At 36.5% G+C, this 12,321-nt stretch carries 13 protein-coding genes; 5 read left to right on the top strand and 8 right to left on the bottom strand.

Going from position 1 to position 12,321, the window contains the following annotated elements:
• Positions 1-537, bottom strand: a 537-nt coding sequence (locus tag PN450_RS01650) for a sulfite exporter TauE/SafE family protein (RefSeq protein WP_271835221.1), incomplete at its 3' end; no start/stop codon positions are given.
• Positions 538-938: 401 nt separating this feature from the next.
• Between PN450_RS01650 and PN450_RS01645 the strand changes: the two genes are divergently transcribed.
• Positions 939-1,739: a phosphatase PAP2 family protein gene (locus PN450_RS01645; RefSeq protein ID WP_271835220.1), complete on the top strand. Its 801-nt coding sequence runs from the start codon at positions 939-941 to the stop codon at positions 1,737-1,739.
• 76 nt (positions 1,740-1,815) lie between these two features.
• Here the strand turns inward: PN450_RS01645 and PN450_RS01640 are convergent, their stop codons facing one another.
• Entirely contained in the window at positions 1,816-2,526 is a 711-nt protein-coding gene (locus PN450_RS01640) for a hypothetical protein (protein WP_271835219.1), read from the bottom strand.
• Between the two features lie 768 nt (positions 2,527-3,294).
• On the opposite strand from PN450_RS01640, the gene PN450_RS01635 reads away from it, so the two are divergent.
• The 4 genes from PN450_RS01635 (at position 3,295) to PN450_RS01620 (ending at position 6,993) form a co-directional block, all read left to right on the top strand.
• On the top strand, positions 3,295-4,749 hold the full coding sequence (locus PN450_RS01635) for an APC family permease (protein ID WP_271835218.1): 1,455 nt from the start codon (positions 3,295-3,297) through the stop codon (positions 4,747-4,749).
• Between the two features lie 122 nt (positions 4,750-4,871).
• Positions 4,872-5,531: a cadmium resistance transporter gene (locus PN450_RS01630; RefSeq protein WP_271835217.1), complete on the top strand. Its 660-nt coding sequence runs from the start codon at positions 4,872-4,874 to the stop codon at positions 5,529-5,531.
• Positions 5,532-5,611: 80 nt separating this feature from the next.
• Entirely contained in the window at positions 5,612-6,448 is an 837-nt protein-coding gene (locus PN450_RS01625) for a sulfite exporter TauE/SafE family protein (RefSeq protein ID WP_168694657.1), read from the top strand.
• Positions 6,449-6,450: 2 nt separating this feature from the next.
• Positions 6,451-6,993 (top strand): DUF1634 domain-containing protein, encoded by a 543-nt coding sequence (locus PN450_RS01620; protein ID WP_271835216.1) that lies wholly within the window; start codon positions 6,451-6,453, stop codon positions 6,991-6,993.
• A gap of 544 nt (positions 6,994-7,537) precedes the next feature.
• Here the strand turns inward: PN450_RS01620 and PN450_RS01615 are convergent.
• From PN450_RS01615 to PN450_RS01590, 6 genes are all read right to left on the bottom strand, one after another.
• On the bottom strand, positions 7,538-7,783 hold the full coding sequence (locus PN450_RS01615; protein ID WP_168465256.1) for a DUF7219 family protein: 246 nt from the start codon (positions 7,781-7,783) through the stop codon (positions 7,538-7,540).
• A gap of 8 nt (positions 7,784-7,791) precedes the next feature.
• The gene (gene ssuE, locus PN450_RS01610; protein WP_148762180.1) at positions 7,792-8,358 is read right to left on the bottom strand and encodes an NADPH-dependent FMN reductase; all 567 of its coding nucleotides are present in this window, start codon (positions 8,356-8,358) and stop codon (positions 7,792-7,794) included.
• A 34-nt stretch (positions 8,359-8,392) separates the two neighbouring features.
• Entirely contained in the window at positions 8,393-9,562 is a 1,170-nt protein-coding gene (ssuD, locus tag PN450_RS01605) for an FMNH2-dependent alkanesulfonate monooxygenase (RefSeq protein ID WP_271835215.1), read from the bottom strand.
• 156 nt (positions 9,563-9,718) lie between these two features.
• Entirely contained in the window at positions 9,719-10,564 is an 846-nt protein-coding gene (gene ssuC / locus PN450_RS01600) for an aliphatic sulfonate ABC transporter permease SsuC (RefSeq protein ID WP_271835214.1), read from the bottom strand.
• A 76-nt stretch (positions 10,565-10,640) separates the two neighbouring features.
• Complete coding sequence (locus PN450_RS01595) at positions 10,641-11,678, bottom strand: sulfonate ABC transporter substrate-binding protein (RefSeq protein WP_271835213.1); 1,038 nt, start codon at positions 11,676-11,678, stop codon at positions 10,641-10,643.
• 49 nt (positions 11,679-11,727) lie between these two features.
• Positions 11,728-12,201 (bottom strand): TauD/TfdA dioxygenase family protein, encoded by a 474-nt coding sequence (locus PN450_RS01590; protein ID WP_271835222.1) that lies wholly within the window; start codon positions 12,199-12,201, stop codon positions 11,728-11,730.
• Positions 12,202-12,321 lie beyond the last annotated feature (120 nt).

Below are 12,321 nucleotides of genomic sequence, written 5' to 3'. Positions count from 1 at the left end.
GATAGCTAAGGCAAACATAGAGCCTGATGAAACACTTGTCATTCCCACAGAAAAGCCTAAAATTGCGCCAATGAGTAAAGTTAGAAAACGTCCTTGATTGGTTTTTAAATTTAATTTTGGCAATTCGGGTAAGTTGATTTTGGGAAAAAATGTCATCAACAACATTTGGATTAATGCTGTAAATGTAACTATTAAAATCATGACTCCTAGTAACCGCAGTAAGAGGTTATCTAGGTTATGTTCTCCAGTTTGTCTAAGTTGATGTAAAACTCCTACACCCAACAGCGAACCAGAAACACTACCCATTGACAACCATTTAACTATTTCTAAATCAAGAGTTTTTTGTTGCCAGTGTTTAACTCCACCGACTACTTTCATTAATGTGGCTGCAACTACATCAGAACTAATAGCAATAGAAGGTGGTACTTGAAACACAAAAATCAACATAGGAGTGATCAAAGATGCACCACCTATTCCTGTTAAACCCACAATGATGCCAATAAAAAAGCTGAAAGCTGGTAGTAATAAATAGTCCATACTGGTGTTAGTGTAAGTTATTTGAGAAATAAAGAAGATAAGCTTAGATAGACCCAATTTTATAAATACAAAAAATCGCGGTCTAGGTTTGTTCAAGATGACTATTTATAAATCTTGCAAGTAGACTTTTATGACTCTCAAAGAGTAATTTTTTATACCTAGCATTTAAGTCCAGCCCTGGTTTTGGCAATTTTTATGAAACTACGGCATCTCGATCAGGTTACTGTATTATAAGCCAATAAATAATAAAATGTCTAGTACCAGTATCTATAAAGTTGTCTTCGTAGGAATTTCCTGATTTTTAGGACTCCGCAGCCAATTATTTCTCTAACCTGGACTACGATATTTGATTTATTCTCAGTATTTTGATAAAAATGATACTTGTATGCTGGTATAGAATTATGAAAAAACTAAAAAAAAGTGGGGGTGAGAGTAATTCACCGCTTAATTTTCTTAAAACCCTATTACTTTCTCATTGGCGTTCTTTGTTGCTGATGTTTATGGGTGTATATTTGCCTTTGCAGGTTGTAGAAATCTTGGCGGTGAAGATTTGGGAAAATGACGGTGGTTTTCCCTGGGATATACCAATTTTGTTGGCGATTCACTCTACAGCTAATCCCCAACTGGATATTTTTGCCGTATTGCTGACTAAGTGGGGATCATTCTGGACTGCGCTACCTGTATTGAGTGCGATTCCTACGGAGCGCTTCGCTATCGCCATTGTATTATTAAGCAGACGAAGGTGGAGAACTCTTGCTTACTTACTAACTACAGCTTGCAGAAATTTGCTTATTAACCGCACAGCTAAAGAATTTATACATCGAGTGCGTCCCCATTTATGGGTATCAAAAGCACCTGAATTTGATTATGCTTTTCCTAGTGGTCACGCCATGACAAGTATGACACTAGTAGTAATTGTAGTAATTTTAACTTGGCATCGTCCTTGGCGTTGGTTAGTCTTAAGCGTTGGTAGCTTGTACCTATTAGCTATTGCTTGGACACGCCTTTATCTTGGGGTTCACTTTCCTAGCGATATTCTCGCCGGTTGGATGGTTGCGTTAGCTTGGGCTATTGGTGTCAGTCTAATTATTAAGCCTAATTTCCATAGAGTTACCGCTATTAATAGCAGGATAGAGACTGAAACTACTCTGCTATCTGAAGAAAAACAGTTAATAAAAAATGAGTTGAGTAGGTTGGGTTAAGTGACAGTGCAACCCAACCAAGTCTTGATAATGTTGGGTTTCCTTGCGTCAACCCAACCTACTCAACTAATGACCATTAAGCTTTTTTAGTAGGTGCGTTAGTAATTTTTGCATCTATAACTGCTTGGGTAACATTAGGAACAAACCAGTTAATTTCACCAGCTTTAAGAATTTGTGTTCCCACTTGATTAAATTCAATTGCACTTATATCTGGGTTGGTTTTTAATACTACCTTAGTGCCATTAAAAACTTTAATGACAACATCACTAGTTAATTCTTCCTTTTCCCCGTTTAACCCTAAAGCTACAGCTTTAACATCTGTGGGTAGATAGATTCCTTTGCAATTCCATCTATCTTTTGTCGTTTGACCATCAGCTAAAAAATATAATGCTGCACTATTGGAGTAATCATCATCTTCCAAATTTGGTTCTGTGCCATATATAGCTAGAGTTTTTCCTGTTTGATTACTACATTGTCCCCAGTCAATTCCTGACTCAAAAGCAGATTTTTGAAATTCTAAATCATGGATTTTTTGGTCAATTTCTTCTAGTGTATAACCAGCTAATGGGGTTTGTGTAGCTTTCGTTGTTTGTAATTGATGCAATTGTTGATTCAGTGTGATGTAATCAGGATTTTTCTTGTATCTTGGTGGATCAGCCAATGCGGAGTTAGTAAATAGTAAACTCAGGCATAACAATGCAAGAACCAATATGGATTTCCAGCTTTTCATGGTAGTAATTTCCGATTTGAGAATATTTAGCTGATAACTATGAGAACAAGTAGTCAAGATGATAATCAGGTGTAAAAATTGATTTTCTTTTTAAAAGAAATCTGTAAAATTTGAGTTTTTTTCTGATCATGAGTTAATTTCGTTTTCCAAGTTACCATTATCAGGTTACGTTGGCAACAATATTATATTATTTTTTTATACGAGTATTTTTTAAGGCAAATAACTCTATAGGCTTTTGAGGCTTTGTAAATAGAGCTTTAAAGATAATTTAATTCAAAACAACACTAATAAAGTCGTGATTTAGGAGTATTTTATATTACTTATAAGCTTAAACAGAGAAAAGTAATTTATCAAAATCAAATAGCACTAACTCCGATAGACTTTGTAGGATTTGTAAATTATAAATAAAAGCCGAGAAAATATTTTTTACATAACACTTGCTTCATGGGAACACATAAGGTAGTATTTAATTTGTCAATATAAATACGGTTCGTGACCTCAAATGTATTCATAGATGCAAAAGTTATTAAAACTTGGCATTTAAAGGATACAGGTTACAGAATGGTGATTATTATGGCTTTTCAAGAATTGGTGTTGATAGTCTAAAATATTTACCGAAAATAGCCAGACTGTCATAGATATGCGGAGTTGATTACTGTAAAATCTAATTTTAAATAATCAATATAATAAAAAGAAAAAGTTTAGATTAGGTTTGTCCACAATCAACATAAACAAATGTGCCTTATAGATATTCATCAGACAAGCGTCAATAATTCCCCATAGCCTATCAAGTTATGTGTCATTTGCCACTATAAAAACACAAAAATGAAACAAGAAATATCTTCCCATCAAAGTATTCATGGATTACGGTCAAACTGCCTTTCTTTTTCGGAAGTATTAGCCCAATCATTTGCTGTAATTGCCCCCACAACCGTACCAGCATCTAATATTGGTTTAATTGTGGCACTTTCAGGAAATGGGACTTGGCTAAGTTTTGTGATTGGGTTGATGGGACTAATGTTAGTCAGCATTAACATTAACCAATTTGCTAGTCGTTCCGCGTCTCCTGGTTCTCTCTATTCCTACATCACCCAAGGTTTAGGACCAACAGCAGGAGTAATTTGTGGTTGGAGTTTAGTGCTGGCTTATTTATTTACGGGAATGTCCGTTCTCTGCGGATTTGCTAATTTTAGTGGAATGCTAATTGGTCATTTGGGTATTCATCCTTCTAGCATTACACTGTTAGCTATTGGTGCAGGGATTTCCTGGTATGCAGCTTATAAAGATATCCAACTTTCGGCTGTAGCTATGCTTTGGTTAGAAGGTGCTTCTGTACTTTTAATAGTAATTCTTTGTATCATCATTTGGGCGCACAAAGGTTTTGCTGTGGATATGTCCCAAATCACCCTGTCTGGTGTTACCCCTGGTAGTGTAGCCACAGGACTTGTATTAGTAATGTTTGGTTTTTCCGGCTTTGAAAGTGCGACTAGCTTAGGTGATGAAGCTAAAAAACCATTACGTACCATACCTAGAGCCGTTATGGGTAGTGTTATCCTTGCAGGGTTATTTTTTGTTGCCACAACCTATATAGAAATTCTAGGCTTTCAAGGTACGGGAATTTCAATTAAAGACACCGAAGAACCTTTGGGTTTTCTTTCCCGACAAGCAGGAGTGGGTTTTTTAGGAGAATTGGTAGCTTTAGGGGCGTTGTTTAGTTTCTTTGCTTGCATTCTCGGTAGTATCAATCCTGCGGCTAGAGTAGCTTTTTTAATGGCTCGTCATGGTTTGTTTCATGCCTCTTTAGGTAATGCTCACGCAGCCAATAGAACTCCTCATGTTGCCGTCACTATATGCTCGCTATTGACATTTTTCATCCCGGCAATGATGTCTTTCTTTGATATCAAACTATTCGATTGTATGGGTTATTTAGGAGCTATGTGTAGTTATGGATTTTTAACTGTTTATATTCTGATTTCCGTTGCTGCTCCAGTCTATCTATACAAAATCAAAAAACTCCGCGTCATAGATATTGTATTTGCTGTGTTAGCTGTGGCGTTCATGATGATCCCAGTTATCGGTAGTGTGGGGATTCCTGGTAGTAGCCTATTTCCCATGCCAGAAGCTCCTTATAATACCTTTCCTTATTTGTTCTTGTTGTATCTTTTTGCTACTTGCGGTTGGTTTTTTATCAAAAAACAACGTTCTCCCCATTTAGCAGCAGGAATCATTCAAAGAGTTGATGATATTCATGCTCGATTCGCAGAAAGAAATAACTATTAAGTGGTGGTAATGGGTAATAGGTGATTGGTAATTGGGAAGTATCAACATCAATCCTTACTCAACATCTCTTGATCATCAAAAATTCAAAATCTAAAATCTAAAATCCACAATCTAAAATCGCTATGAGTATAGTAACTGCAATTAGTACCGGAGCAATGGCTTTTAGTGCCACAAATATTGATGATTTAGTCATTTTGACCTTGTTTTTTTCTCAAGTAAATGCTAAGTTTCGCCGCTGGCATATTATTATTGGTCAATATCTAGGTTTTACAGCCTTGATTTTAACTAGTTTGCCTGGTTTTTTTGGGGGATTGATTTTACCCCGCCCCTGGATTGGTTTATTTGGCTTAGTTCCAATTATCATTGGTGTCAAGAGTTTAATGAATCGAGAAACAGATGAACTAGAGGATGCAGAGACAGAAACAAAAGTTTCTCAGGAATCGCTAATAGCGAGATTTTTTAATTTGCAAACTTATAGTGTTGCGGCTGTCACATTTGCCAATGGAACTGATAACATTAGTATTTATGTGCCGATATTTGCCAGCAGTAATTGGCAAAGTCTATTGGTAATTTTGGGTGTTTTCTTTTCACTGGTGGGGGTGTTGTGTTATGTAGCACATAAGTTAACTCACAATCAAGCGTTGGCTACGCCCGCCGAAGGCATCGCTGATATCTTTACTAAATATGGGAATCGCTTTATGTCCTTTATCTTAATCGGATTGGGTACTTTTATCTTCCTCGACAGTCATAGTTTTAGTCTCCTCAATCTTCTGTATAGATAAACGAAGTTTTCTGTTTACATCCTGCTAACAACAATTATCTAGGCATCATAAATATAGATTAAACAAAAGGGGAATTCAAATTGAGCATATTAGCATTTTCTTTACTGGTTTGGTTGGGATCATTTAGTGCCGGCTTAGTCGGAGCATTAACTGGGTTAGGTGGTGGAGTCGTCATAGTTCCGTTATTAACTTCCGTCTTTGGTGTTGATATTCGCTATGCCGTTGGAGCATCATTAGTATCAGTTATTGCGACATCATTAGGTTCAGCTTCTACATATATTAAAAAAGGCTACGCTAATCTGCGCTTGGGGATGTTTCTGGAGGTAGCCACCACCATTGGTGCTTTGATTGGCGCTCTCATTGCCACTCATGTAACCGTAAAAATACTTTCCTTGATTTTGGCAATTGTGCTAATTTATTCAGCATACTTGTCTCAACGCCCCAGACCAGAACAAACAGAAATTGCTCCACCAGATCCTTTAGCAGAATATCTCCAACTTAATGGTACTTACCCCACTCCTGATGGTGTAATCCCTTACCAAGTTCACGCTTTACCTGCTGGGTTCAGTATTATGTTAGTAGCAGGAGTGCTTTCTGGTTTGTTGGGAATTGGTTCGGGAGCATTCAAGGTATTGGCTATGGATCAAGCCATGCGTCTCCCTTTTAAAGTTTCGACTACCACCAGCAATTTTATGATTGGTGTCACAGCCGCAGCCTCAGCAGGTGTTTATTTAACACAGGGATATATAGATCCAGGTTTATCTATGCCGGTGATGTTGGGAGTATTACCAGGTGCTTTTTTAGGAGCGAGAATTTTAATTGGTGCTAAAACCCAAATTTTAAGAATTATCTTCAGCTTTGTATTGGTAGTAATGGCGTTAAAAATGGTCTATAACAGTCTAATAGGAGGGCTGTAATTATGTATAAATTAAATTCTGGTTTTCGGTGGACTTGCACAACAGAGATAGAAAGAAAAGTTGGAAATTTCACTTTTGAATTAGAAGAGCGAGATTGTGATATTCAACAGTTAGAAGAACAGCGTCTTAAAAATCATGATCATGAAAATTTAAGTAATCAAAAACTTACAAAATCAGCAAATGAAAAACAATTAGAATATCTACTCAGTAACCTGCTAATGTATGGAGTTTTAATCGCTAGTTCTATGGTATTATTTGGGGGTATACTATATTTAATTCATCATGGCTCTGAGCCGGCGGAATATCAAATATTTATAGGCACACCATCTGAGTTTCACTCCCCCATAGGTGTAGTAAATGCTGTTTTCGCAGGTAGCCGCCGGGGAATCATTCAATTAGGGCTGTTAATACTCATTGCTATCCCCATTTTGCGCGTGATCATTTCTTTCTGCACTTTTCTTTTACAGCGAAATTTTGTCTATGTAATTATTACGTCATTAGTGCTTGCTAGTTTAACTTATAGCCTGGTTGGCGCATATTACTAATATTTTTCACAAATAGACGGTGTAGAAAATATTGAATTTGATCAAAAAAAACAGTATTGGTTTTGGAGAAACAAATGGACAAAAAAAGGCTAGGTATTACCCTAGCCAAAAATCCACATCAACCGCAAACTATTATTGCTATTTTCAACCAACTAGTACCGCAGGGCGGAATTAAAAATTAACAATTAAAAATTAAAAAAGCAGATTACACAAGCTTTTCAGGAATTTTTAATGGTTGATTAACTTACGTCGCAGTGTACTAGTTACCGCTAATTAAACAATTACCATCGGTTTAAAACCATTTTATAATCCCACGAACGAAGGTATTTATCAATTTTGAGTCCAGGTTATTTCCCCTGGAGAAAATGTAAATAATTTAGTTGTGGGAACTACTCGCTTGCAATTCTCCGACAATTTTGATGATGAAATATGCAAACGATGGTAATTTTTTTGGGTTTATTAGTTGGGGTAAGATCCCCGACTTCTTATTTGATGATGTCAATTAAATTATTAACCAATGATAGAAGTCGGGGATCTCCTTTTTTTAGCAACTTAATATTTTTTTCTTGGACATTTTTAACTGTTTCCAGAGAATACGTATTTGTTTATAAGCCTCTTCTGAGGAAAGTTTACCACCAGTTTGTAGACCAGAAATATAGTTCACTCGTTGTGAAAAATCTTGAAGTTGGGCATTAAATTCTAAACGTTCTGAATTCAAATCTCCATAATAAGGACTACGAGGATAAAGAAAATCAGATAGTTCCGATAGCAAATCAGAGTATTGATTCATAAATACCTTTAGTTACTATATGCTAATTCCTTGACATCAGGTTGGGATTTATTAACAGCTTGGATAAATTCGGTTAAAACTTCTTTGAGACGTTGATCAATTTCTTCATCCAATTGCAAACTACCATCAGCTTGAATTTGAATTTGCTTATCTACTGCGTAAACTGTACTTAAAATATGCCTTGCACCTAATTCACCTAAAACTGGTTTTAAAGCATATTCTATTGATAATAAATGAGCGATTGTACCACCAGTAGCTAACGGTAATAAAACCTTACCATTCAAAGCTTTTTGAGGTAATAAATCTAAAAAAGATTTGAGTAACCCTGTATAAGCAGCTTTATAAATTGGGGTGGCAATAATTACACCACTTGCTTGTTCTAATAATGCTTTTGGTTTTTCTAAAGCTGGACTGTTATAACGTCCATAAACTAAATCTTCAGCAGGTAAATCTCGCACAGAAATAATATTTGTTTCTAAGCCTTGTTCAGAAAGAATTTGAGTTGCATATTCCAAAATTCCGTAGGTTCTAGAAGGATGAGAAGGACTACCCGCAATTGCTAAAATATAAGCCATTTGACAAAAACCTCTTGATTTAATTAATTTTTAACTAATCTACAGTTGCTACTGTTGTTTCTCTAAGTTGTTCTTGAAGCTGTTGAGGAAATTCCCGGTTAGCAACAATTTCACCAAAAGGACTTAATAATTGTGGTTCTATTGTTGGTAAATTATCCAAAGGTAAACGAGGAAAAAGCAATTCTGCTACCCGATAAGCTTCCTCTAAATGGGGATAACCAGAAAAGATAAAAGTATCAATTCCTACGTCTGCATATTCCTGCATTCTTCTAGCAACAGTATCAGGATCACCTACTAATGCAGTTCCCGCACCACCCCGAACCAAACCGATTCCTGCCCATAAATTAGGGCTAATTTCTAATGCTTCCCGACTACCATTATGTAATTCCTTCATCCGCTGTTGTCCAACTGAATCCATGCGAGAATAGGCTTGTTGAGCTTTATGAATAGCTGCATCATCTACATAACGAATTAAATCATTAGCAGCATCCCAAGCTTGACTTTCAGTTTCTCTGACAATGACATGAAGACGAATACCAAAGCTTAACGTTCTCCCTTGTGCTTGAGCTAAACGTCTCACAGCAGCAATTTTTTCTGCCACTTGTTGAGGTGGTTCACCCCAAGTTAAATAAACATCAACGTGCTTGGCAGCAATTACTTGAGCAATCGGAGAAGAACCACCAAACCACAAAGGTGGATGAGGTTTTTGGATATTAGGGAATAGAATTTTCCCCTCTTTAATATTGAGATAGTCACCTTCAAAATTAGAAATTTCACCGCCAGCAATTTCTCGCCAAACTGTTAAAAATTCATCAGTTAATTGATAGCGATCGTCATGACTAAGATGCAACCCATCACCAGCTAATTCAACAGGATCACCACCAGTCACGACATTAATTAATAATCTTCCGCCAGAAATTCTATCAAAAGTTGCTGCCATTCTCGCCGCTACTCCTGGTGACATCAACCCCGGACGGATTGCTACTAAAAACCGCATTTTTTTAGTGTGCGTTACCAAAGTTGAAGCCAAAATCCAGGCATCTTCACAGGAACGACCGGTAGGTAATAAAGCCCCTGTAAACCCTAATTGATCAACCGCTTGGGCAATTTGTCGCCAATAATCAAAATTAACTGAACGACCACCTAGAGCAGTTCCTAGATAGCGTCCATCACCATGTGTGGGAATAAACCAAAGAACTTGCATAATTCTTATTTAAGTGTAAAATTTTTCAATCAATAACTACACTAACTCTATCGGTAAACAGTATTATTTGGGTAATGACTAAGAGTATTACATAAATGGACTAAGAAAACAATACTTTTACCAAAATCAACTTTAATCCTATCGGGTATTAGTAGATTAACCCTTTAAATAACTGGGATTCCATTGCAACCAGTAGTTTTCCAAAGCTTTAGCAATTATATCAGCCAGTTTACCGAACAAGGCATAGATTACAATACTTAAAACCACAACATCAGTTTGCATAAATTCTCTAGCATTGGTAGCCATATAACCAATACCGGAATCAGCAGCAATAGTTTCTGCAACAATGAGAGTTAACCACATAATCCCTAACGAAAACCGCACACCCACTAAAATTGAAGACATAGCCCCTGGGAGAATAATTCGCCAGAATAAACCCCAAGTATTTAAACCGTAGATCTTACCCATTTCAATCAATCCGTGATCAACACTACGAATCCCATGAAAAGTGTTTAAATAAATGGGAAACATAACACCTAAAGATACTAGAAATAATCTCGCCTCATCACCAATTCCAAACCATAAAATTACCAATGGAATTAATGCTAAGTTAGGAATATTTCGTAGCATTTGCAGAGATGTATCTAGTAACTTTTCCGCAATAGGAGAAATACCATTAAGTAAACCTAAACTAAAGCCAATACTTCCCCCTAATAAAAAACCAGATATTGCTCTTAGAGAGCTAATACCAATATTTCTGGGAAGTTCACCGCTTTGAGTTAATTTAATAGCAGCCGTAACAACTGCTAAAGGTGCTGGCAATATTCTTGTAGGAATAACACCAATAGAAGATAAAAATTGCCACAATATAATTATTGTAATTGGTACAACCCAGGGTATGAATGATTGGAAATAGCGATTTTTGATAAACTTAAACTGGAACTTATTTTTTTTAGTTCCATACTTTGAGAAGAAATCAGTAGCAGGAGAGGAAACTTTCATAATAATTTATTAAGTGATGAGGAAAATAATTATGGCGGGATTTAACCGCCGTGGTAAAAATCAGAATAACTACAGGTTATTTCTTACTAATTCTTTGGGGTGTAATAGCTGCATATTGTTGAGAACTTAAAACCGACTCTTTAATGGAAATTTGTTTAGGAATAACACCTTCTTTATAAAACAAATCTGCAATGCGTTGTTGTTCAGCAACAAGAGATGAGTTAATTGGGCGGATACGGAATGTACGTCTCCGAACTACCACAGCTAAAAGTGCAGGATCAAGTTTTAGTTCAGGTGCAAGAATTTTTACAACTTCATCAGGATTAGATTCTGCCCATTCTCCTAATTTATCTACCTCCTCTAAAACTATCCGCACAACTTCTGGATTTTCCACAGCAAAACTCCGTCTAGCCATATAAAATCCGCCTTGAGTGGCAATTCTGGAAGCATTTCTTAAAACACGAGCATTAGCATTTTTTTGGACGAATGCAACAAATGGGTCCCAAGCAACCCAAGCATCAATTTTCTTTTGAATAAAAGCATCACGGGCTTCTGCTGGAGTTAAACTAACTGCTTGGATATCGCTATATTTCAAACCAGCTTCAGCTAATGCTCTCAGGAGTAAATAATGTGATGCTGATCCTTTTTGAAAAACAACTTTCTTACCTTTAAGATCCTTAACTGTCTTAATAGGAGAATCTTTTTGAACAACAATAGCACTACCTTCTCCACTACTAGGTTTACGTCCAGCAATATAAGCTAATTGAGCGCCAGCAGCTTGAGCAAAAATCGGTGGAGTTTCTCCCACAGAACCAATATCAACTTTGTTTGCATTCATGGCTTCCATTAGTTGTGGTCCAGCAGGAAACGGAGACCATTCTACCTTGATACCTAAAGGTTCAAGACGCTTATCTACCACTCCTTTGATTTTCACAATATCACCAGATGTTTGATAAGCAAGTCGGACTACTTTTGTCTTGATACCTGTTTTGTTAGTAGCATTTTGAGCTTGTACTATACTAGTCGCAATAGGAGCAGAAAGAAAAACCAAAGCTAACGCTGAGTATTGAATAAATTTCTGTAAAACTGTGCGGCGTTGTTGATTAAAGTTCATAATTATGTCTCCTCACTTAATTTCAATTCAAATCGTTTTATTCCAGAACCTAAAATGGGCGACTACCCGCTAAACTAATGCGTTTCATAACTCGACGTTGATTGGGATCAAAAGCTTGGCGATAATGCAAAGTAGATTGATTATCCCAGTAGACAATATCGCCTACAGACCACTTATGTTGATAATAAAATTTAGGCTGATGCAGATGATTTCTCAACTGTTCAATTAATTCTTTGCCCTCTTGGGGTTCTAAACCAACAACTTCAACTTCTGTGGTGTAATCTAAATACAAAATCTTCTTACCACTCTCTGGATGTGTTCTCACCAATGGGTGAGGAAAGACAGGACTAATGAGAGGAATATTCTTATTCTCACGATATTTTTGGCGAGGTTCTCCTGGCTTATTTAAAAATGGATTATAAGTAATCAACCGCAAATCGGCAATTCGTTGTTTGGTTGATTCATCCAAAGTTTCATAAGCTAAATTGAGATTTAACCATGCAGTAAGTAGAACGGCTTGAATAATTCAAAGTTTGTAGTGAGGAATTTATTCCTCATTTGAGGGCTGAAGCCCTTACTACGAAATCATCTCCAGATTTTTTACATTACTTAATCTACTTTGATTTATTTTCGTCTACTTACT

The sequence above is a fragment of the Dolichospermum lemmermannii CS-548 genome, from assembly GCF_028330815.1.
Classification (GTDB): domain Bacteria; phylum Cyanobacteriota; class Cyanobacteriia; order Cyanobacteriales; family Nostocaceae; genus Dolichospermum; species Dolichospermum lemmermannii.
The sequence above is the reverse complement of the archived record's forward strand: the minus strand, read 5'-3'. Positions and strand labels throughout refer to the sequence as shown.

Coding starts and splice junctions, on each gene's coding strand:
- PN450_RS01630 (WP_271835217.1), top strand. CDS start 4,872: ATGAGTATAGTAACTGCAATTAGTACCGGAGCAATGGCTTTTAGTGCC.
- PN450_RS01645 (WP_271835220.1), top strand. CDS start 939: ATGAAAAAACTAAAAAAAAGTGGGGGTGAGAGTAATTCACCGCTTAAT.
- PN450_RS01595 (WP_271835213.1), bottom strand. CDS start 11,678: ATGAACTTTAATCAACAACGCCGCACAGTTTTACAGAAATTTATTCAA.
- PN450_RS01620 (WP_271835216.1), top strand. CDS start 6,451: ATGTATAAATTAAATTCTGGTTTTCGGTGGACTTGCACAACAGAGATA.
- PN450_RS01615 (WP_168465256.1), bottom strand. CDS start 7,783: ATGAATCAATACTCTGATTTGCTATCGGAACTATCTGATTTTCTTTAT.
- ssuD (WP_271835215.1), bottom strand. CDS start 9,562: ATGCAAGTTCTTTGGTTTATTCCCACACATGGTGATGGACGCTATCTA.
- ssuC (WP_271835214.1), bottom strand. CDS start 10,564: ATGAAAGTTTCCTCTCCTGCTACTGATTTCTTCTCAAAGTATGGAACT.
- PN450_RS01635 (WP_271835218.1), top strand. CDS start 3,295: ATGAAACAAGAAATATCTTCCCATCAAAGTATTCATGGATTACGGTCA.
- ssuE (WP_148762180.1), bottom strand. CDS start 8,358: ATGGCTTATATTTTAGCAATTGCGGGTAGTCCTTCTCATCCTTCTAGA.